Below are 20,540 nucleotides of genomic sequence, written 5' to 3'. Positions count from 1 at the left end.
AGGGGGGCAACCGCCGGGCCCGCGAACGCGGGCGGGCCCGGGCGGCCGCGAGACGGTCTTACGCGAAGACGACCGTGCGGCGGCCGTTCAGCAGCACCCGGTGCTCGCTGTGCCACTTCACCGCGCGGGCCAGGGCCTGGCACTCCACGTCCCGGCCGATGGCGACCAGTTGCTCGGGGGTCACCTCGTGGCCGACCCGCTCGACCTCCTGCTCGATGATCGGGCCCTCGTCGAGGTCGGCGGTGACGTAGTGCGCGGTGGCACCGATCAGCTTCACACCGCGGGCGTGCGCCTGGTGGTACGGCTTCGCGCCCTTGAAGCTCGGCAGGAAGGAGTGGTGGATGTTGATGATCCGGCCCGACAGCTCCTTGCAGAGGCTGTCCGAAAGCACCTGCATATAGCGGGCGAGGACGACCAGTTCGACCTTCTCGTCGCGGACGATCTCCAGCAGCCGCGCCTCGGCCTCCTGCTTGGTGTCCTTCGTCACCGGAATGTGGTGGAAGGGGATGCCGTAGGAGCCGACGAGCTCGGCGAAGTCGGTGTGGTTGGAGACGACCGCCGCGATCTCCACCGGCAGAGCGCCGATCCGGGAGCGGAAGAGCAGGTCGTTGAGGCAGTGCCCGAACTTGGACACCATCAGGACGATGCGCATCTTCTCGTCGGCGCGGTGGATCTGCCAGTCCATGTGGAACGCGTCGCCGATGGCGGCGAAGCTGGCCCGCAGCTTCTCCAGCGTCACCGGGGCCTCGGCGCCGAAGTGCACCCGCATGAAGAACAGCCCGGTGTCGTGGTCGCCGAACTGCTGGCTGTCCTCGATGTTGCAACCGGTCATGAAGAGGTAGCTGGACACCGCGTGGACGATGCCCTGCTTGTCCGGGCAGGAGAGGGTGAGGACGTACTGGTCGGGCTGTGCGGTCCGCGCGGGCGGCGCCGGCTGCGAGGCGTTCATAGCCCAATAGCGTCGCATACCCGCGGGGCTCCACCGGACCACTCGGTTCCGCGGGGCCGGGGTGCGGGGCCGGCGTGGGACCGGGGTGCGGACGTGAGTGGGACCGGGGTGCGGGCCTGAGTCGGGCCGGGGCGCGGGGCCCCGGCACGTACGGTCTCGTCCGGCCGGCGCGGCGTCGTCCCGGCCCCGCGGACCAAGGCGGGGCCGGACCGCCCCGGTCAGACCTTCGTCAGGACGGCCAGGACGGGCAGGGAGCGCGGCGGTACGTCCGGGTCGTCCCCGTCCCCCGCCGCCAGCCGGACGTGCGCCTCGCGGGCCGCCCGGACGGCCTCGGGCCAGCCGTGGTGCTCCAGGTAGGCCGAGACCGGCGCGTCGGCGCCGACCTGGTGCATGATCCGCAGCACGCGCAGGACCGCCACGTCCACCAGGGCGGCCTCGCCCGAGTCGCGGAAGACCGTACCGACGTATTTCTCCGCCGACCAGTTGTCCAGCCAGGTGTCCTCGACCAGGCGGTAGACGGCGTCGGTCACGTCTCCGTACCCTTCGCGCCCGGTCAGCCAGCACTCCTGCTGGAAGGCCGGGTCCGAGAGCATGTGCAGCGCCGAGCGGACGTTCGCCCGCCAGCGCCACCATGGCATGTCATTGAGCGGCATGCCGTCCATGGTGGTCGAGCGACGGCCGCGACGGGAAGACTTCTCCGAACCTTGCACAGCGATCGATCGTACGTTCCCGTTCCGGCTTCGTGTCCACGGGTGCCGGTCGGCGTCAGAGCTGCGTCCACTGGCGCTGCGGCAGTCCGTACTTCTTCGCGATCGGGTTCCACAGGTCGGCCGCCCGCTTCTTGGCGGCCGTCGCCTCACCGCTGGCCCGGTCGCCGGCGAGGGCCTCCTTGCTGGGACGGGCGTGGCCCTTGTGGCAGCCGTGCTTGCCGCCGACCTGATCGGCCCAGGCCGCGTAGTGGGTGTCCGCGGACGCGGACGACTGCCACGCCTTGGTGAGCTGGGCGGTGAGGTCGCCGTGGCCGGGCAGTTTGTCCACGGAGGTCGTCCGCAGCCGGTCGACCAGGCCGTTCCGGTCCTTCGCGGCGTCGCGGAGGTCGCCCGCCGACTTGCCGAGGTCCTTGCAGTTCCTGGTGGCGTCCACGGCCCGGATGACCGCGCCCCGGCTGCTGCCGCTGTCCTGGAGCAGCGCGTCCAGCGCCTTGGCCTGGCCCTCCCCCGGGTCCGCGGGCTTGGGCTGCTTGCTCTTGGCGCTGTCGGGGCCGGCCGACGCACTCGGTTCCGTCGCGACCGAGGCGGCCTTCTGGGGCTCCTGTTCCTTGCCCTTGTCGTCACCTCCGCCCCAGAAGAACGCTCCCGCGGCGAGTCCGGCGACGGCGCAGCCGGCCACGACGCCGCCGATCACGGCGACGCTCCGGCCCCGGCCCGAGCGGGCCGGCTTCGCCGGGGCGGGCGGGGGCGGCGCGTAGCCGGCGGCCGGAGCGGCGGCCCCGGGCGGCGGGGAGCCGGGGACGCGCGGGCCGGCGGGGCCGGCGTGGGCGCCGGGCAGACGGGGGCCGGGCGGTGCCGCCGGGGCGCCGGCGCCCGCGGGGCCGGGCTGTGCGGTCGCCTCACGGAAGGAGGCGGCCGACTGGCGGAAGAGGGTGTCGAACTCGGCGGGCGGGGTGCTGCGGTCGCCGGCAGCCGGGGCGCCCGCCGCCGCCGAGGCTCCCGCCGCGCCTGCCCCACCTGCCGTGCCCGCCACCCCTGCCGCTCCGGGAACGACCGGCGGGAGGTACTGCGTGGCGGCCGAGTCACCGGGAGCGGCGGGGTTCCCCATGGCCCCTTGGACGGGCGGCAGGAACTGCGTAGCTGCCGACCCCGCGTCGGGGCCGGCTCCGGCGGGACCGCCCGGCACCGGCGGGAGGTACCGGGTCGCCGCTTCCCCGGCGGACGAACCGGCGGGCGAACCGGCGGACGACGGGCCGGGCACCGGCGGCAGGTACTGGGTGGCCGCCTCCCCGGCGGGCGGACCGGCGGCCGGTGCGCCGGGAACCGGCGGCAGGAACTGCGTCGCGGCCGACGCCGCGTCCGACGGAGGGCCGGCCGAGGTCCCGCCCGGGATCGGCGGGAGGTACTGCGTGGCGGCGGAGTCCGCGGCGGTTCCGGTGGGAGGAGTGCCGGGAGTGACCGGAGGCAGGTAGCGCGTCGCCTCCCCGTCGCCGTTCGGCGCGGGGGCCGACGACTCCTGGAACGGCGACTCCTGGAACGGCGGGAAATACTGCGTGGCCGGCTCGTCCTCGCCACCGCCGACACCCGCGCCCGCGCCCGCCACGGGCGGCAGGTACTCGGGCGCCGGGGCGCGGCCCGGCAGGGGCGGTACGGGCTCGAAGGCGCGCGCCGCCGGGCCCAGTCCCTGCGGGGGACGGGCGCGCCGGGTATTCGGGGCGCGGCGCCGGCGCCGGGCGGAGGCATCTCGGGTGGCAGCGGCGTCCGTTGCCCGCCGCCCGGCGGGGTCGCAGGGAATTGCGGCTCGTTTCCCTGTCCGCTCTGCGTCACCGGGACTCCTCATGCTGTACGGGTACGGAACGGCGGCTCACGCTACCCGGTGACTTGGCGGCAGGCCACGTTGCGGCCCGGAGGGGGTGGGGCCCCGGTCCCGCCCCTTCGCCGCTTCCTGGGGGCGGGCCCCCAGCCCCCGAAACCGCGCTCCGCGCGGTTGTCCTCAAACGCCGGACGGGCTGAACAGTCAGCCCGCCCGACGGTCCCGCCCCCTCCCCCTAAGCCGCCTGCATCTCCATCCGCGCCCCGAAGTCCCGTACCACCGGCTCGTCCCGGAACGGCTGGAGGCGTTGCTGGAAGTCCTCCAGGTACTCCGCGCCGCGGTTGGACCGGAGGGTGCCGAGGAGTTCCAGGGCCCGGGTGCCCATCGCGCAGGCTTCTTCCACCTCGCGTTGCTGCACGTGTGCGGTGGCGAGGAGCAGGAGGCCGATGGCGCGGCGGCGGACGCGGCCCTCCGGGTGGTTGGCGAGGGCGTCCTCCGCGTGCCGGCGGGCCGGTTCGGACTGGCCCAGGTCGCGGTGGCAGTGGGCCAGTTCGTCCGAGAGGTACGCGCGGTCGAAGTGCCGGATCCACGGCGGGTCGTCGCCCGAGTCCATGCCTCCGTCGGCCTGTTCGAGCTTGGTGATGGCCTTCGCGGCGACGGTCTGGCAGGACCGGGCGTCGCCGAGGAGCGCGTGCCCGCGGGCCTCCGCCGCGTGGAACATCGCCTCGACCCGCGGTGTGACCTGCCCCCGGGCGCCCTCCTGTGCCGCCTTCGCGAGCTGGGCGATCTCGCGGGGGTTGCCGAGCGACGCGGCGAGGTGGCTCATGCTGGCGGCGAGTACGTAGCCGCCGTAACCGCGGTCGCCCGCGGCCTGCGCGAGCCGCAGGGCCTGGATGTAGTAGCGCTGGGCGAGCCCCGGCTGCCCGGTGTCGACGGCCATGTAGCCCGCGAGTTCGGTCAGCCGTGCGACGGCGGCGAAGAGTTCGCGTCCGACCGCCTCCCGGTACGAGCCGGCGAGCAGCCCGGAGACGACGCTGTTCAGGTAGTGGACGACGACCGGGCGGACGTGCCCGCTCCCGTACCGGTGGTCGAGTTCGACGAGCGCCTCGGTGGTGGCGCGGACCGCCTCCACGTCCGACACCCCGACCCGGGCGCCCGCGCTCCGCGCGACCTGCGGGTCGGCGCCGGTGATCAGCCAGTCGCGGCTGGGCTCGACCAGCGCGGACGAGGCCACCGAGGTGCCGCTGAGGAAGTCGCGCCGGCCGACGTCGCTCCGCCACAGCTCGCAGACCTGCTCGATCGCTCCCATGACGGTCGGGGAGAACTGCAGGCCCACGCCCGAGGCGAGGTTCTTGCCGTTGGCCATGCCGATCTCGTCGATGGTGACCGTCCGGCCCAGCTTGCGGCCGAGGGCCTCGGCGATGACGGCCGGGGCGCGCCCGCGGGGCTGCTGACCGCGCAGCCAGCGGGCGACGGACGTCTTGTCGTAACGGAGATCAAGGCCGTGCTCGGCGCCGCACATGTTGACGCGGCGCGCCAGGCCGGCGTTGGAGCAGCCGGCCTCCTGGATGAGCGCCTGCAGCCGTTCGTTCGGCTGCCGCGCGACGAGTGGCCGTGCGGCCATCTGTACCCCCTGAGACTGCTATGCGTTCGCGAAGGACTTCGCGGATTTCCTCGCGGAGTCCGTCACGGGGTTCTTCGCGAGGGACCTCGCGAAGTACGGAGAAGCTGGGACAGCTGAGAGCGCCTTCCTCTGCGATCTTTCCCCCCAATGTCCTGAGAATGCCGGACTTTCCCGTATTGATGCCAGAGCGTTGATGAATGCGTCGGCTGTGCCGGCTTCCTGCTCGCAGGTGGCTACCCCCCTCCCGGGGCGAAGCCGCCTCTGCGCCCCCGCACATGCATCCGTGCGCCCCGTGTGCTGATCCCCGCTGCCCCCATGCACCCCCGGGACGGCCCGTAACCCCTGGTGACAAGGGGAGTTGTGATGAACGTGGAAGAGACGATCGGAGTAGGGACCCCGCGCATTCCCCAACAACGCGGCGAGCGCGTCCTCGACGCCGCGGTGCGGTACGCGGAAGAGCGGCACTGGGACGTTTTCGCCGGCACCTGGCTGGAGGCCGTGGACGGCCGGGAACGCTGCTCCTGCGGCGACCTCGACTGCCCCGCCCCCGGCGCCCACCCGGCCCGGCCGGACTGGGCCACGCAGGCCACCGGCAGCGCGGTCGGCGCGCGCCGGATGTGGGCCAAACACCCGGGCGCCGCGGTCCTGCTGCCGACCGGGCGGACGTTCGACGCCCTGGACGTCTCCGAGTCCGCCGGCTGCCTGGCGCTGGCCCGCATGGAGCGGATGGGCATCGAGCTGGGCCCGATCACCAGCACCCCGTTCCGCCGGATGCTCTTCTTCGTCCTGCCGGGCGGGGCGCTCAAGGTCGCGGACGCGGCGCGCAAGCTGGGCTGGCGCCCCTCCTCACTGGACCTGGTGGCGCGGGGCGAGGGCGACTACGTGGTGGCGCCGCCGAGCCGGGTGGGCAACCGCGGCGCCGTCCAGTGGGCGCGCCAGCCCACCGCCGCCAACCGCTGGCTGCCGGACGCGGAGGAACTGGTCAGCGCGCTCGCCTACGCCTGCGGCGGACAGTCCGCGGAGGCGCGGGGCCGGTAGCGGCCGGCGCCTCCGCGAGCCCCCCGGACCAGCGGATACGTCGTCCGGAAGTCGCTGACGTTTGTCACCTGCTTCCGTCCCCGGCCGACCCTAGGCTGAGGACGGGGCGGGGCCTGCCGCCCCCCGGGCACCACCAGGAGCGAGGGATGGCAGTGGGACGGAAAGCGACATCCGCGGCCGTGCGCGTCGAGGGACTCTGGAAGCGGTTCGGCGAACAGGTGGCGGTCGCCGGGATCGATCTGGAGATACCCGCCGGCCGGTTCATCGGGCTCGTCGGACCGAACGGGGCGGGCAAGACCACGACGTTGTCCATGGTCACCGGCCTGCTGCGGCCCGACTCGGGGCGCGTGGAGATCGCCGGGCACGACGTCTGGGAGGATCCCGCCGCCGCCAAGTCCGTGATCGGCGTGCTGCCCGAGGGGCTGCGGATGTTCGAGCGGCTGTCGGGGCGCGAACTCCTCGCCTACACCGGACGGCTGCGCGGACTGCCCGGTGACGAGGTGGACCAGCGGGCCACCCAGCTCCTCGACGTGCTCGACCTCGTGGGCGCGCAGCACAAGCTCGTCGTCGACTACTCGACCGGCATGCGCAAGAAGATCGGGCTCGCGGCGGCGCTGCTGCACAACCCCGAAGTCCTCTTCCTGGACGAGCCGTTCGAGGGCGTCGACCCGGTCTCCGCGCAGTCCATCCGTCGGGTGCTGGAACGTTACACCGCCTCGGGCGCCACGGTCGTCTTCTCCAGTCACGTCATGGAGCTGGTGGAGTCCCTCTGCTCCTGGGTCGCCGTCCTCGCCGCGGGCCGCATTCGCGCGCACGGCACTTTGGAGGAGGTCCGGGGGGAGGCGTCGACGCTCCAGGCCGCGTTCCTCGACCTCGTGGGCGCCCGCGGGACCAGCGACGGCCAGGAGCTCGACTGGCTGGGCGGCGTCCGATGACCGCCGCGACCGTCACTCCCGCCACACCCGCCGCTCCCCTGCTCTCGCTGACCCCGCTGTTCGCCCGTCTGAAACTGACGCTGCTGCGCAACGGCCTGCGGCAGTCGAAGAAGCGCAAGGCCGTCTTCATCACGTCCATCGTCCTCGTCGCCCTGTTCGGCGCGCTCCAGCTGCTCGGTCTGGTGGCGCTGCGCGGCGCCGAGCACGCGGCGGCGTTCACCGTGCCGCTGGCGGTGCTGGTCGCGCTCGGCTGGGCGGTGGTGCCGCTGTTCTTCCCCGGCGGCGACGAGACCCTGGACCCGACGCGGCTGGCGATGCTGCCGCTGCGGCCCGCACCGCTGATCACCGCGCTGCTGGTCAGTTCGCTGATCGGCATCGGCCCGGCGTTCACGCTGCTGATCCTGATCGGCTCGGTGATCGCGACGGCGCACGGGGCCGCGGCGTTCGCCGTCGCGGTGCCGGCGGTGCTGCTGACGCTGCTGGTGTGCGTGGCCCTGACACGGGCCGTCGCCACCGCCAACGTCCGGCTGCTGTCCAGCCGCAAGGGAAAGGACCTCGCGCTGCTCAGCGGCGTGATCGTCGGCGTCGGGGCGCAGCTCGTCAACCTTGCGGTGCGGAAGTTGAGCGAGGCCGGGCTCGCCCGGCTGGAGCCGGTGGCCGACGTGACGCGCTGGATCCCGCCGGGCTCGGCGCTGGACTCCGTACGGGCCGCGAGCGAGGGCGAGTACGGTCTCGCCGCCGCGGAACTGGCCCTGACCGCCGCCCTGCTGGCCCTCCTGATGCTCTGGTGGCAGCGCACCCTCACCCAGGTCATGACCTCGCCGGACTCCTCCACCCTCGTCACCGCGGCGAAGCCGGAGAAGGAGCGCGGGGCCGGTGCGGGCGCCGCCCGCCTGCTGCCCGCCGGCCGCGTGGGCACGGCCGCCCAGCGTCAGCTGCGCTACGCCTGGCGCGATCCGAAGATCAAGACGACCTGGGGGTCGACGCTGGGCATCGGCGTCGCGATCCCACTGATCAACATCGTGCAGGGCTCGCACAGTCTGTACTTCATCTCCGTCGCGGTCATCATGCTGACCGGTCTGATGTACAACCAGTTCGGTCAGGACGGCCCGGCCTTCTGGATGGTCCTCCAGACGATCGGTTCGCCGCGCGACGCGCTCGCCGAACTGCGCGGCCGTGCGCTGGCCCTGGCCCTGATCTCGGCGCCCTACCTCGTCGCGCTCACCCTGGCGATGGCCGCGATCACCGGCAGGTGGGACCAGTGCCCGGAGGTGCTGGGCCTGAGCCTCGCGGCGCTGGGGGGCTTCCTGGGAACGGGGGCCATCGCCTCGGTGCAGTACCCGTACTCCGTCCCGCAGGACCACGCCTTCAAGAACGTCGCCCCCGGCCAGTCCGGCATCGCCTGGCTCGGCACGCTCTGGTCGCTGGCCGGACTGGCGGTGTGCGCTCCGCTGATCGGGCTGACGATCGGTCTGCACCTGACGGACGGCCACGGACTGCTGTGGACCGTGCTGCCGCTCGGCGTCGTCTACGGACCGCTGGCCGCCTGGGCGGGGCTGCGGTTCGCCGCGCCGCGGATGGCGCGACGGCTGCCGGAGATCCTGGCGGCGGCGAGCAAGGCGTAGGGGCGGAAGGGCTGTTCGGAAGGGGTGCCACCGTGGGCCCGGGGCGTTGTCAGTGCCGGGGTCTACGGTGGTTCCATGAGTTCCGCGATGTCCCTCACGCTGCTCGACCTCGCCGCCGCGCGCGCCTTCATCGGCTGCCGCGACGAGGGGCTGCTGCACGCCGTCCGCGACAATTTCGGCGCCGATCTGGCGGCCGACGACGACTACTTCAGCAGCGAGATAAGCCGGGGCGCCCCCACCGCCTACCAGGCCCTGGAGGCGGTGGTCAACGGCGGTCCGTTCGGCGAGGAGTTCGCCTTCCAGTACGGCTACGCGTACAAGAGGCTCTGTGAGCTCACCGGCTACCGCCTTCCCAACACCAACTTCTGCCCGATACGGGCCTCGTGGCTGCCCGTCCTCGACGAGGCGATGGCGGGTCTGGGCATCACCGCCGTCTCCGTGTCCGAGCTCACCTACTCCCTCCCCGCCCCACTGCCGTTCACCGACCTGCCCGGCTACGGCGAGTGGACGGCGGAGGCGTGCGCCAAGGGTCTGGCGCAGTGGGAGGCCACCACGGAGGAGCAGCGGCGGGCCGTGGATCCCCTGACGATGGAGGTGATCGAGGAGTGCGTCGGCTGGATGCGGTCGGCGGGCCGGATGCCGGGGTTCGGGGTCGTCGGCTTCCTGTCGTGAGACGGCGTACGGGCACCGGACCGCGGTGCCGGATACGTCCGTCCGTTTCCCGCCGCGCGGTGCCGGCCGGTCACGCCACGACGGCGTTCCGGTCCGCGGCCTCCGGTCCGGCCGGTGCCGTCGGCTCCTTCCCCGTTTCCGTTTCCGTTCCTGCCCCCGCCTCCGGCAGGGTCCAGCTCGGCGGCAGTTCCTCCGCCGACTCCACGTAGCCGTCGGGGCGGACGAGCAGGGCCGTCCGTACGGCGTCGGCGCGGGTGACGGTGAGCGCGCCGGGCGGAGCCTGCGGGACGTCGGGGCCGGTGTCGCGCGGCAGGACGCGGAGGTGGGTGCCGGCGCGCAGTGCCTCGTAGAGGCGGGTGGGGCCGTCGCCTGTCTCGACGAGCGGCAGGTCGGGCGCGCGCCGGCCGGTGAGCGGGTGGGAGCCGGGGGGTGCCGGGTAGGCGACCGCGAGTCCGGAGACGGTACGGGCCAGGTGGCGCCCCACGGCCGGGGCGAGGGGCAGGACGCGGGCGGCGGCGTTGCGCGCGCCCCGGATCAGCGGGGAGTCGTGCAGCACCGCGCGGACGATGGCACCGCTGACGCGCAGCACCTGCGCGCCGACCGGGTGGCGTTCGTCGTGGTAACTGTCCAACAGGGCTTCCCCGGACCGGCCGTGGAGGACGTCCGCGAGCTTCCAGCCCAGGTTGGCGGCGTCCTGGAGGCCGGCGTTCATGCCCAGGCCGCCGGCGGGCGAGTGGACGTGGGCGGCGTCGCCGGCCAGGAACACCCGGCCGTCCCGGTAGCGGGGCACCTGGCGCTCGTCGCTGTGGAAGCGGGAGGTCCAGCGGGCTTCGCGGATGCCGAAGTCGGTGCCGAAGAGGGCGCGGGTGACGCCTTCGAGGTCGTCCAGGTCGACGGGGGCGTCGGTGGGCAGCCGGGTGCCGCGCCGCCAGGCGATGATCCGGAACCAGCCGTCGCCGAACGGGACGACGAACGCGAATCCCTCGGCGCCGCCCCGGAACGCGGGCAGTTCGCGCGGCGCGGCGGCCAGCCGTACGTCGGCGAGCATCACGGAGTCGAGCACCGCCCGCCCCGGGAACGGCATGCCGAGCGCCTGCCGGACGGTGCTGCGCACGCCGTCGGTGCCGACCGCGTACCGCGCCCGCAGCGTGCGCGCGGTGCCGTCCGCCTCCTCGACGTCCAGCTCGACCCCGTCGGCGTCCTGCCGCAGTCCGGTACAGCGCACGCCGCGCCGGATGTCGGCACCCGCCGCCGCGGCACGCTCTTCGAGAAGGCGCTCGACGTGGTACTGCGGGGTCATCAGGACCCCCGGGAAGCGGGTCTCCAGCCGGGTGAGGTCGATGGCCATCCGCCCGAACAGGCGGACCCCGTCCACCAGATGCCCGGTGGCGATCAGCTCTTCGGCGAGCCCCCGCGCGTCGAAGAGCTCCAGGGTCCGGGCGTGCACGGCGAAGGCCCGCGTGAGGTTGGACTCCGCGCTCCGCCGCTCCAACAGCACGACGTTCACGCCGGCGGCGGCGAGGTCCCCGGCCAGCAGCAGACCGGTCGGACCGGCTCCGACGACGAGCACGTCCGCGGGCGGCTCGGTGCGGGCGGGTGTGGCGGTACGAGCGGACATGACGGCCTCCTTTGGCCGATTCCTATGACCTGTTCCCTTCCAGTGCACACCTGGGCCGATGGAATGTCAACGATTGTTGAATTTCATGGGGAGCGTGGGGCGTGAGGCTTTTCGGTGAGCGTTTCGGCAGGCTGCGGGCGCGAGGGCGCGGTACGGGCAGGGCCCGGCGCGGCCGGTCGCCGGGGCGGCCGGTCGCCGGGGCGGCCGGTCGCCGGGGCGGCCGGTCGCCGGGGCGGGGTCACGCGGCCTCCGGGCGAGGGCCGGGCGGGCAGCGGACGGGTTCCGCCCGACACCGGCGCCGCCGCTGGATCGACGCGGTCGCCACACCGGCGCCGACGCTGGATCGGCGCCGTCGCTGGATCGGCGCCGTCGGAGGATCGGCACCATCGTCACACCGACGCCGTCGCTACACCGGCGCCGACGCCCGGAGGAAGGGTTCGGCCGCGCGGCGCCAGGCGGCGGGCTGGTCGTAGTGGAGGAAGTGACCCGCGTCGGCCACCTCGGCGTAGCGGCCCTGGGGGAGCACGCGGACCATCTCCTGGGCCTCGGCCCGGCCGAGCTCCCCGTCCAGGCCGCGGACGACGAGGGCGGGGCACTCGACGAGGGCCAGCTCCTCCCAGTGGGCGTCGTGCGCGTACGCCTCGCGGGCCATGAGCATCTGGCGGCGGAAGAAGAGCGGGCGCCAGCCGTCCGCGCGTTCGGCCATCACCTCGGCGTAGAAGTCACCGCGCGCGGGGGCCGGGCGGTCCAGGGTCGGGTCCTCCTGGCCGAACCAGTGCCGGACGTCCGCCAGCGTGGCGAAGGGCACCGGCCAGGACTTGAACCACTCGCCCCAGCGGCGCTGGGTGGCCGCGCCCAGGGCGGAGGCGCGCATGTCGCAGATGACGAGGGACCGGACGAGGTCGGGCCGGCGCGCCGCCAGCCGCCAGGCCGTGAGGGCGCCCATCGCGTGCCCGATGAGGGTGACGGGGGCGAGCCCCAGCCGCTCGACGACCGCCTCGGCGTCGGACACATAAGCATCCAGCACGTACGGGCCCCCGACAGGCTTCTCACTGCGCCCGTGCCCGCGCTGGTCGAGGGCCACCACGCGGTACCGCGCGGAGAGCCAGCGGGCCGTCTCGGCCCAGTGCGCCGCACGGCCCATCAGCCCGTGCAGCAGCAGGACCCCGCCCGCGCCGGGCTCCCGGCCCCGGGCCACGGCCGGCATCGGGTGCACAGAGGTCCTGCCCAGCGCGTCGACCGTCCGCGTCCGGTCGGCGAACTCCCAGGCGGCGAGCCGCACTCCACCGCTCCCACTGACATCGATACGCCGCGCCATCACTCCTGGCATCCCCACTTCACCCCCGGACAGCTCCACCTTATGGAACCCCCTTTCGAATGGGACGGTTCTCGCGCCCAACACCCCTCGTTCGAGTGACCGGGGCCGAGGGTTGACCGTCGTCGCCAAGGGGAGAAATCGACTCGGGCGCGGACCGCTCGGGGAAACAGGTCCGCGAGGCGCACCCTGGGAGCTCGGGGCCCCGGGTCGCCAGAGGGGGAATACGGGGAGGCGGGGCCCCGGCCGCCCGCGAGGGCGCCGGGGCCCTTGTCATGCTTCGCGCCCCTGCGGGGCGCGGATGTCCGGTGAGCGGTGCCCCCGTCGACCGCGCCGACGCACCGCAGCGCGCCGCCCGGATCGCCGCCCGCACTCGCGCCATGCGGGGCGCGCACGCCGGGTGGGCGGGGGTGATCACACGAAACGCTCGTGCCGGGCGGGTGGAATCGACCGTGCACGGAACTCCGGCCGTGCGCACCGGTCCGCCTCTGGCCGGCGCCCCGACCGGCATCGCCACTCCGCACAGCACCCGCGCCGGGCAGGCGCGAGCGCCCGTGCCCGGCACTCCTGCCGGGCACGCCGATCCGCTCGCGGCCGGCGCACTGCCCGACGCCGACATTCCGCCCGACATCCGCGCCGGGCGCAGGGAGACAACCATGCCCGGCACGCCCGGCGAACGGGCGGATGCGTCCGCGACAGGCGCCGCGACCGGCACCGGCGCTCCGCACGACACCCGCGCCGGGCGGACGGCAGCGATCGCGCACCGCACCACTGCCGCACGAACCGACACGCTCGTCGCCGACGCTTCGTACGGCACCCGCGTCAAGCGGATGGCAGCAATCACGTGCGGCGTTTCCGCCAGGTGCGCATGCTTCCTCGCACGCAGCGCTCCGGTCGGCGCGTGTGCCCCGTGCGGCGCCTGCGCCGGGGTGGCCGCCTGGGCCGGGTGCGGGCACTCGGGCCTCCGCGCCGCGAGGGCCCCCGCAGTGGCGGTCCGGGGCGCCGAGAGCACGTCGGTACGACGGACAGGTGCCCGGACGAGGTACAGGAGCGGGGGCCTCCGCGCCGCGAGAGCCCCTGCGGTGGCCCAGGCGGGCGCCCCGTCGACGGAGTGGGCAGGTGCCCGGACGAGATGCGGGAACGCGGGCCTCCGCGCCGCGAAGGGCCGGACCGTGGCCGCGTGGGCGGACCGGACGATAGCCACGGGGGTGGATCCCGCCGTGACCGCGTGAGGGAAGCGGGCCGTCGCCACGGGCACGGGCCGGGCCGTGGCCGCGCGAGGGGAGAGGGCCGTAGCCACGGGGGCGGATCGGGCCGCGGCCGGCGTCGCGGCGGCGGCTCGGGCGGCGGTCGCGGCACGCGCCGTCGTGTCCTCGGCCGTTTCCGCCGTCCCGGCCGAAGCCGCGAGCGACACACTCGCCCCAGCAGACGCGGGCAGTGCAGAAAGCACCCCGTGCCTCATCGGGCCCCCTCCCTGGTCGGCGGCGCGAGCGCATATGCCACTACGCCAGCGTGGCACGCCCCGGGGGCGTCTGTACGCGATCCGTCGACTTCCGCCGACTCCGGCCGGGGAATGGGTAGTTGACCACACCGCCGAACCCGCCGGCACCCCGCCGGAAGAGGCGCGTGGGCCCGCGCGGCGGCGCGGGGCCGGCGCGCGTGGGCCGTGCGGGCCGCGCGGGCGGGTGTCGTACGACCGGCCGTCGAGCCGGCGGCGGAGGTGAAACCACCGGTCAGCGCCGGTCGTCCCGGTGAAGGGCCCGGGGCGGGCGCCGGATCAGCGCTTGGCGACGAAGACGTGCGAGGCGATCTCCGAGGCCAGCTCGGCGGACTCGCCGCTGCTGCCGACCATCACCCCACCGGGCGACTCCGTCACGCTGACCACGGCACCCGGCTGCACCCCCACGCGACGCAGGGTGTGCATCAGCTGCGCGTCGCTCTGGATCGGCTCGCCGATGCGCCGCACGACGACGGTCTTGCCCTCCGTCCCGGGCGTCAGGTCGAGCAGGCTGACCATGTCCTCGTTCAGGTAGGGGTCGGCCTCGGCCTTCTCGCCGAGCTCCTCCAGGCCGGGGATCGGGTTGCCGTACGGCGACTCGGTGGGGTGGCGCAGCAGCTCCAGCACGCGGCGCTCGACGGCCTCGCTCATCACGTGCTCCCAGCGGCACGCCTCCTCGTGGACCTGCTCCCACTCCAGGCCGATCACGTCGACCAGCAGGCACTCGGCGAGCCGGTGCTTGCGCATGACGCGCGTCGCCAGCCGGCGGCCCTCCTCGGTGAGCTCCAGGTGGCGGTCCCCGGCGACCGTGACCAGGCCGTCGCGCTCCATCCGCGCGACCGTCTGGCTCACCGTCGGCCCGCTCTGGTCCAGCCGCTCCGCAATGCGCGCACGCATCGGGACCACACCTTCCTCTTCCAGCTCCAGGATGGTGCGGAGATACATCTCCGTGGTGTCGATCAGTCCGGACATGCGTGCCCCTCGATAAGTCGTGCGCTGGCCCTGGCACCAATTCTGACGCATACCACTGACAAGCCGGGCGTGTACCGCCCGGGCCGGGACCGCCGTATTGACAGGGCGCAGGTCAAACCCGCAACGTGAGCCGCGCCACCACGACGGTCCCGCGCCGCCGGCACCTCGCCGGCGCCGCAGGTCGCCGCCGCGCGGGCGACCTGACCTGACGCCGACGACGCCGACAGAGATGCCGAGGAGCCCATGGCGATGAGCGGGAACAAGCTGGCCGGCCAGTTCTTCGACGCCGCGATCGAGCTGCTCCGGCGCGCCCGCGACGAGGAGGCGGAGCACATCGCCGACGCGGCGGCCCTGATCGCCGACACCGTCGCGGACGGCGGACGGATCTTCGTCTTCGGCGCCGGCCACTCGTCCATCGCCGCCCAGGACGTCGTCTACCGCGCCGGCGGCCTGGCCCTGGTCAACCTGCTCGCCGTGCCCGGGACGGTCGGCGTCGACGTCACCCCCGCCACCCTGGGCAGCGCCCTGGAGCGGGTGGACGGGCTCGCGGGCGCGGTGCTGGACACCAGTCCCGTGCAGGCGGGCGACGTGCTCGTCGTGATCTCGCTCTCCGGCCGCAACTCGCTGCCCGTCGAGATGGCGATGAACGCCCGGGCCCTCGGCCTCAAGGTCGTCGGCGTGACGTCGCTCGCCTACGCCGAGCACACCAAGTCCCGGCACATGTCCGGGACGTTCCTGAGGGACCACTGCGACGTCGTCGTCGACAGCAAGATCGGCATCGGGGACGCGGAGTTGACGGCCGAGGGCATCGCCGCGCCCTTCGCGCCCGCCTCCACCGTCGTCACCAGCGCCCTGATGCAGGCCGTGATCGCCTCGGCCGCCGGGGAGCTCGCCGCGCGCGGGATCGAGCCGCCGATGCTGCGGTCCGGGAACGTGGACGGCGGGCACGAGTGGAACGGCCGGGTGCTCGCCGAGTACCGGGACCGGATCTTCTTCCGGCACTAGCCGGATCCTTCTCCGGCACCGGCCGGATTTTCGTCCGGCACCAGCCGGCTCTTTCCCCTGCGCCGGTCGGATCTTTCCCCTGCGCCAAAACGGGCAGGGCGGCCGGAAACCGCGGTGTCCCTACCCCGCCGCCGTCGCCGCCGCCAGGTCCACCGCCGCCGCCACCCGCGTCGCGATGTCCTCCGCGTACGTCGCGTCCGCCCGGTCGAACGGCCGGCGGGACGGGCCGCGCAGGAAGGTGACCACGCCCACCGTGCGCCCCCGGCTGCGCAGCGCGGTGGAGAGGGCGTGCTGGGTGCCGGCGGGCCACTTGCGGGCGGCGGCCCAGTCGCGGGTGCGGTCGGAGACGGCCCGGACGGAGCCGCAGCGCTCGACCGCCTGGAGGGCCGGGTGCCCCTCCGCGTACGGCACCGGGAGGCAGCCGCGGACGGAGGCGGTGCCGCTCCCGCCCGTCGCCCCCGCCGGGGTGGCGGCGGCTCTGAGCAGCCGGATCGGGTGCTCGGGGTCGGGTTCCGGCTCGGGGAGCAGGTCGATCAGGGCGTGGTCGGCGAAGCCGGCGAGGGCGAAGTCCATGTAGAGGGCGGCGGCCTCCATGGGGTCCTCGCACTCGGCGACGGCCCGGCCCGCGCGGTGCAGCTGGCTGCCGCGGAACCGCAGCCGGGCGCTCTCCTGTTCGGCCAGCCGGGCCTTGGTGACGTCGAGGAAGAGCCAGGCCACCCCCAGCGGCACCGGTTCCTCGGCCAGCGGCGTGGCCAGCCGGAGGAACCCGCTCCGCCAGCAGCGCCGCTCGGGCGCGCCCGCCGCGCGGCCGTCCGACGCCGTGTCGGCGCCGCCCCGGACGGTGACCCAGAGCTCGGTGGGGGCGGGCGGCGCGCCGGTCGCGAGGACGTGCTGGAGGGCGCTCTCCACGTCCTCCAGCCCCTGGTCGAGCAGGTCGCCGAGCGGGCGGCCGAGCAGTCCGGAGCGGCTGCACCGCAGGGCCCGCGCCGCGTGCGCGTTGGCGAGGGCGGGCCGCAGGTCGGCGTCGATCAGCAGGACTCCCCAGGACGCGTCCCCGAACAGGGCCTCGCTGAGCGCCACCGAGCGCTCCAGGTCGATCTGGGTGTGGACCTCGCTGAACGCGCAGTACACGCCCGCCGGCGCGCCGTCGGGTCCGGGCACGGCCGAGGTCTGGGTACGGACCAGGACCCGGCCGCCGTCCTTGGTGACCAGCGCGAACTCGTCCACCTGCCGTCCGTTGCCGCCCATCGCGTCCGCCAGCCGGGCGTCGAGCGCCGCCGCGTCCGCCTCGCGCACCGCCCAGCCGGCGAGGCCCTGCCGGCCCACGGCCTCCTTCGCCGTCCAGCCGAGGATGCGTTCGGCCTCGCGGTTCCAGTGGGTCACGGTGCCCTCGGCGTCGAACGCGCAGAGCGCGGCGTCCATGCCGTCGAGAAGGGCGGCGAGGAGATCGTGGTCGTCGCCGTCGGAGGGGGACCCGCGGCCTTCGGCGTCACGGTCGGCACCGGGGACGGAACCGGGATCGACGGCGTCGGTGTCCCCCGCCGCCGGCCGGGCCTCGTGGCGGGCGGGACCGGAGTGGTGTGGAGCGGTCACGAGATACCCCCTGCTGGACGCGTCCGCATGTCCTGCACGACGGGCCATTCAACTCGACCCCGCCGGACACCACACCGTCTTCGCCGAAATCCGTGCTCGCGGAAATTCGGTTGTGACCCTCCCGGCGGCTGCCTACTGTGTGGGGCACACGAGAAGGGAGGTGATCGGACAGTGATTTCAGTCCGGACGCGTGAGGTGACTGCGGGCTAGCGCCCGTCGTCGCGCAGAGCGCAGCGCCGGGTCTTCCGGGCCCTGACGGGTCCCGGGGAAGCCGGCTCAATTCCCAGCAGTCACCCGATCCGTGGGCCGCCGAGTCGTCCGCTCGGCACCGCCGCGCCGTGAGGCGCGGCGGTCAGCGGCCCACGGATCGTCTGCGTTTCCATCGTCCGCGTTTCAGGGGCCTACGCGAACGGGCGGCCGTGCGCGGCCCCGGCGCCGTGTCCCTACGGGCACAGCCGCTCCACCCGCCACCCCGCTTCGGAAGCGGAGTCCACCACCCGCACGAACCGCAACCGGTCGTGCAGCCGGTTCTCCCGCCCCTGCCAGAACTCCACGCTCTCCGGCGCCACCCGCAGGCCGCCCCACTCCATCGGCACCGGCACCTCGGTGCCCTCCGGGTAGCGCGCCGCCAGCCGCGCGTACGCCGCGTCGATCTCCTCCCGGGAGCCGACCACCGTGGACTGGACGCTCGCCAGGGCGCCGACCTGCGAACCGTGCGGGCGGGAGTGGAAGTAGGCCGCGGTCTCCTCCGGAGCGACGCGTTCCGCCCGGCCCGCGACAATGACCTGACGGGCCAGCGGATGCCACGGGAACAGCAGCGACACATGAGGGTTGGCCGCGATCTCCAGCCCCTTGCGCGAGCCGTAGTTGGTGAAGAAGACGAACCCGCGCTCGTCGTACGCCTTCAGCAGCACCGTCCGCGAGCTCGGCCGCCCGGTCGCCGCGTCCGCCGTGGAGACGATCATGGCGTTGGGCTCCTCCAGCCCGCTCGCCGTCGCCTCGGCGAACCACCGGGCGAACTGCCGGTACGGATCGTCGGCCAGATCCTGTTCCCGCAGGCCGGAGGTGCGGTACTGGGCGCGCATGGCGGCGGGGTCCAGCGGGCTGTCGGGGTCCTCGGCCGGCGGGACGGGCGTGACGTGAGACATCCGCTCATCTTGCAGTACACGCGGGGGCGTCCGCAGCACCCGCGGGGCGGCGATCGGACGGGAATCGGGCGTGGATTCGTGCGAAGGTCGGCTGCGGATCAGCCGCGGATTCGAGCGGATGTCGGCTGCGGATCGGATGCGGACCAGGAGGGGGATTCGAGCGGGAATCGGCTGCGGACCGGGCGCGGACCAGGCGGGAGATGCAAGCGGGGATCGGGCGTCGGCCGCGGCCCCACGTCGTCCACCCGCCCGCTGCTCAGCGACCGGGCGGCCCGGACGCCGTACGCCCGGGGGCGGCGACCTGTCACGGCAACCGGTTGCGACAACCGGCCATGACAACCGGCCGGCAGAACGGTCTTCGCACGAAGAAGCCACTCATCCTGCCCCGCCACCGCTCCCCTCAACCCTTCCCGTGGTGAAATGCACGGTGTGCCGGACATCACCCTTCCCCGCATGTGGCGAACCCACCAAAATCGCCAGGTGGAAGGCTGTGGACCCCCCACAGCACCGGCTATCGTTTCCGGCCTGGCCCGGCTCTCCGAGGAGACGGGTGAAGTGCCGGGTGAAGTGCTCCCGCACGGGGCATGACCGGTGGAAAGCACCATCGGTGGAAAACATGACCGGTGGAAACGAGCCGAGACCGAGCCGAGTACGACCCCCGAGCACCACCCCGAGCACGACCCGAGGAACACACCACGGAGCGCGAGCCACGGCCGCGCATCCGGCCGGCACCCGCCCCGCCACCGTCCGGGACGGGCCCGGGGGCAGGGACAGCCGCAGCAGCACCGCAGACACCACACGCACCAGACCTCACCAGACCTTCCGCCGACCACCGGCCGGGGACACCGCCACGGTCGGCAGCCGCTTGTCGAACACATCACGAGGAGCCGCCTGATGTCCGACTTCGTACCCGGACTCGAAGGAGTCGTCGCGTTCGAGACGGAGATCGCCGAACCCGACAAGGAGGGCGGCGCACTCCGCTACCGAGGCGTCGACATCGAGGACTTGGTCGGCCACGTCTCCTTCGGGAACGTCTGGGGCCTGCTGGTCGACGGCTCGTTCAACCCCGGGCTGCCGCCCGCCGAGCCGTTCCCCATCCCCGTCCACTCCGGTGACATCCGCGTCGACGTCCAGTCGGCGCTCGCCATGCTCGCCCCGGTGTGGGGCCTGAAGCCGCTGCTCGACATCGACGAGGCCACCGCACGCGACAACCTCGCCCGCGCCGCCGTCATGGCCCTCTCCTACGTGGCCCAGTCGGCGCGCGGCCAGGGCCTGCCGATGGTGCCGCAGCGGGAGATCGACAAGGCGGAGACCGTCGTCGAGCGGTTCATGAAGCGGTGGCGCGGCGAGCCCGACCCCAAGCACGTCGCCGCCGTCGACGCCTACTGGACGTCGGCCGCCGAACACGGCATGAACGCCTCCACGTTCACCGCCCGCGTCATCGCGTCCACCGGCGCGGACGTCGCCGCGGCGCTGTCCGGCGCTGTCGGTGCCATGTCCGGGCCGCTGCACGGCGGCGCGCCGTCCCGCGTCCTCGGCATGATCGAGGAGATCGAGCGCACGGGCGACGCCACCGCCTACGTCAAGCAGGCCCTGGACAAGGGCGAGCGCCTGATGGGCTTCGGCCACCGCGTCTACCGCGCCGAGGACCCGCGGGCGCGGGTGCTGCGGCGGACGGCCAAGGAGCTGGGCGCGCCCCGCTTCGAGGTCGCCGAGGCGCTGGAGAAGGCGGCCTTGGAGGAGCTGCACAACCGCCGTCCCGACCGGGTGCTCGCCACCAACGTCGAGTTCTGGGCGGCGATCGTGCTGGACTTCGCCGAGGTGCCGGCGCACATGTTCACGTCGATGTTCACCTGCGCCCGGACGGCCGGGTGGAGCGCGCACATCCTCGAGCAGAAGCGCACCGGGCGCCTGGTGCGGCCGTCGGCCAAGTACGTGGGCCCCGGCCCGCGCGACCCGCGCGAGATCCCCGGGTTCCGGGAGCGCTGACCCACGGGAACGCCGACCCGCGTGCTGTAGGGGCAG

Annotated in this window: 15 protein-coding genes; 6 read left to right on the top strand and 9 right to left on the bottom strand. The window is 74.0% G+C overall.

Annotated elements, in window-relative coordinates; all coding sequences use genetic code 11:
• Positions 1–58: 58 nt before the first annotated feature.
• The 4 genes from purU to ACQEVS_RS20270 all read right to left on the bottom strand — a co-directional run bounded on the left by purU (position 59) and on the right by ACQEVS_RS20270 (position 5,096).
• Positions 59–949 carry a formyltetrahydrofolate deformylase gene (gene purU, locus ACQEVS_RS20285; RefSeq protein WP_433022326.1) on the bottom strand — a complete coding sequence of 297 codons (891 nt, stop codon included), beginning with the start codon at positions 947–949 and terminating at the stop codon, positions 59–61.
• A 218-nt stretch (positions 950–1,167) separates the two neighbouring features.
• Complete coding sequence (locus tag ACQEVS_RS20280; RefSeq protein ID WP_040890138.1) at positions 1,168–1,611, bottom strand: SCO4402 family protein; 444 nt, start codon at positions 1,609–1,611, stop codon at positions 1,168–1,170.
• Between the two features lie 103 nt (positions 1,612–1,714).
• Positions 1,715–3,262, bottom strand: coding sequence for a hypothetical protein (locus ACQEVS_RS20275; RefSeq protein ID WP_433022324.1), 1,548 nt, complete (start codon positions 3,260–3,262; stop codon positions 1,715–1,717).
• Between the two features lie 445 nt (positions 3,263–3,707).
• Positions 3,708–5,096 carry a transcriptional regulator gene (locus ACQEVS_RS20270; RefSeq protein ID WP_433022322.1) on the bottom strand — a complete coding sequence of 463 codons (1,389 nt, stop codon included), beginning with the start codon at positions 5,094–5,096 and terminating at the stop codon, positions 3,708–3,710.
• Between the two features lie 363 nt (positions 5,097–5,459).
• Here ACQEVS_RS20270 and ACQEVS_RS20265 point away from each other — a divergent pair, with 363 nt between their 5' ends.
• The 4 genes from ACQEVS_RS20265 to ACQEVS_RS20250 all read left to right on the top strand — a co-directional run bounded on the left by ACQEVS_RS20265 (position 5,460) and on the right by ACQEVS_RS20250 (position 9,366).
• Entirely contained in the window at positions 5,460–6,134 is a 675-nt protein-coding gene (locus ACQEVS_RS20265) for a bifunctional DNA primase/polymerase (protein WP_185941426.1), read from the top strand.
• Between the two features lie 146 nt (positions 6,135–6,280).
• Positions 6,281–7,069 (top strand): ABC transporter ATP-binding protein, encoded by a 789-nt coding sequence (locus tag ACQEVS_RS20260; RefSeq protein ID WP_433022320.1) that lies wholly within the window; start codon positions 6,281–6,283, stop codon positions 7,067–7,069.
• Positions 7,066–8,694, top strand: a complete 1,629-nt coding sequence (locus tag ACQEVS_RS20255; RefSeq protein WP_433022318.1) for a transporter — start codon at positions 7,066–7,068, stop codon at positions 8,692–8,694. Before ACQEVS_RS20260 ends, ACQEVS_RS20255 begins: the two co-directional genes overlap by 4 nt.
• Before the next feature lie 75 nt (positions 8,695–8,769).
• On the top strand, positions 8,770–9,366 hold the full coding sequence (locus ACQEVS_RS20250) for a DUF7691 family protein (protein ID WP_433022316.1): 597 nt from the start codon (positions 8,770–8,772) through the stop codon (positions 9,364–9,366).
• Between the two features lie 70 nt (positions 9,367–9,436).
• Here the strand turns inward: ACQEVS_RS20250 and ACQEVS_RS20245 are convergent, their stop codons facing one another.
• From ACQEVS_RS20245 to ACQEVS_RS20235, 3 genes are all read right to left on the bottom strand, one after another.
• Positions 9,437–10,984, bottom strand: a complete 1,548-nt coding sequence (locus ACQEVS_RS20245) for an FAD-dependent monooxygenase (RefSeq protein WP_433022314.1) — start codon at positions 10,982–10,984, stop codon at positions 9,437–9,439.
• A gap of 406 nt (positions 10,985–11,390) precedes the next feature.
• Positions 11,391–12,302: an alpha/beta fold hydrolase gene (locus ACQEVS_RS20240; RefSeq protein ID WP_433022312.1), complete on the bottom strand. Its 912-nt coding sequence runs from the start codon at positions 12,300–12,302 to the stop codon at positions 11,391–11,393.
• A gap of 1,774 nt (positions 12,303–14,076) precedes the next feature.
• Complete coding sequence (locus ACQEVS_RS20235) at positions 14,077–14,769, bottom strand: metal-dependent transcriptional regulator (protein WP_185941432.1); 693 nt, start codon at positions 14,767–14,769, stop codon at positions 14,077–14,079.
• 249 nt (positions 14,770–15,018) lie between these two features.
• Between ACQEVS_RS20235 and ACQEVS_RS20230 the strand changes: the two genes are divergently transcribed.
• On the top strand, positions 15,019–15,774 hold the full coding sequence (locus ACQEVS_RS20230; protein WP_433022310.1) for an SIS domain-containing protein: 756 nt from the start codon (positions 15,019–15,021) through the stop codon (positions 15,772–15,774).
• 120 nt (positions 15,775–15,894) lie between these two features.
• Here ACQEVS_RS20230 and ACQEVS_RS20225 read toward each other — a convergent pair whose 3' ends face one another.
• Together ACQEVS_RS20225 and pdxH are read right to left on the bottom strand one after the other, a co-directional pair.
• Positions 15,895–17,367, bottom strand: coding sequence for a PAS domain-containing protein (locus ACQEVS_RS20225; RefSeq protein ID WP_433022308.1), 1,473 nt, complete (start codon positions 17,365–17,367; stop codon positions 15,895–15,897).
• 443 nt (positions 17,368–17,810) lie between these two features.
• Positions 17,811–18,515 carry a pyridoxamine 5'-phosphate oxidase gene (pdxH, locus tag ACQEVS_RS20220; RefSeq protein WP_433022306.1) on the bottom strand — a complete coding sequence of 235 codons (705 nt, stop codon included), beginning with the start codon at positions 18,513–18,515 and terminating at the stop codon, positions 17,811–17,813.
• Positions 18,516–19,409: 894 nt separating this feature from the next.
• Between pdxH and ACQEVS_RS20215 the strand changes: the two genes are divergently transcribed.
• Positions 19,410–20,504 (top strand): citrate synthase 2, encoded by a 1,095-nt coding sequence (locus ACQEVS_RS20215; protein ID WP_433022304.1) that lies wholly within the window; start codon positions 19,410–19,412, stop codon positions 20,502–20,504.
• Positions 20,505–20,540 lie beyond the last annotated feature (36 nt).

Origin of the sequence: Streptomyces sp. CA-181903 (assembly GCF_050937075.1) — a bacterium.
Taxonomy (GTDB): domain Bacteria; phylum Actinomycetota; class Actinomycetes; order Streptomycetales; family Streptomycetaceae; genus Streptomyces.
The sequence above is the reverse complement of the archived record's forward strand: the minus strand, read 5'-3'. Positions and strand labels throughout refer to the sequence as shown.

Excerpts from the sequence above, each read along its gene's own strand:
- purU (WP_433022326.1), bottom strand. The coding sequence starts at position 949 with ATGAACGCCTCGCAGCCGGCGCCGCCCGCGCGGACCGCACAGCCCGAC.
- ACQEVS_RS20280 (WP_040890138.1), bottom strand. The coding sequence starts at position 1,611 with ATGGACGGCATGCCGCTCAATGACATGCCATGGTGGCGCTGGCGGGCG.
- ACQEVS_RS20270 (WP_433022322.1), bottom strand. The coding sequence starts at position 5,096 with ATGGCCGCACGGCCACTCGTCGCGCGGCAGCCGAACGAACGGCTGCAG.
- ACQEVS_RS20265 (WP_185941426.1), top strand. The coding sequence starts at position 5,460 with ATGAACGTGGAAGAGACGATCGGAGTAGGGACCCCGCGCATTCCCCAA.
- ACQEVS_RS20260 (WP_433022320.1), top strand. The coding sequence starts at position 6,281 with ATGGCAGTGGGACGGAAAGCGACATCCGCGGCCGTGCGCGTCGAGGGA.
- ACQEVS_RS20255 (WP_433022318.1), top strand. The coding sequence starts at position 7,066 with ATGACCGCCGCGACCGTCACTCCCGCCACACCCGCCGCTCCCCTGCTC.
- ACQEVS_RS20250 (WP_433022316.1), top strand. The coding sequence starts at position 8,770 with ATGAGTTCCGCGATGTCCCTCACGCTGCTCGACCTCGCCGCCGCGCGC.
- ACQEVS_RS20245 (WP_433022314.1), bottom strand. The coding sequence starts at position 10,984 with ATGTCCGCTCGTACCGCCACACCCGCCCGCACCGAGCCGCCCGCGGAC.
- ACQEVS_RS20240 (WP_433022312.1), bottom strand. The coding sequence starts at position 12,302 with ATGGCGCGGCGTATCGATGTCAGTGGGAGCGGTGGAGTGCGGCTCGCC.
- ACQEVS_RS20235 (WP_185941432.1), bottom strand. The coding sequence starts at position 14,769 with ATGTCCGGACTGATCGACACCACGGAGATGTATCTCCGCACCATCCTG.
- ACQEVS_RS20230 (WP_433022310.1), top strand. The coding sequence starts at position 15,019 with ATGAGCGGGAACAAGCTGGCCGGCCAGTTCTTCGACGCCGCGATCGAG.
- pdxH (WP_433022306.1), bottom strand. The coding sequence starts at position 18,515 with ATGTCTCACGTCACGCCCGTCCCGCCGGCCGAGGACCCCGACAGCCCG.
- ACQEVS_RS20215 (WP_433022304.1), top strand. The coding sequence starts at position 19,410 with ATGTCCGACTTCGTACCCGGACTCGAAGGAGTCGTCGCGTTCGAGACG.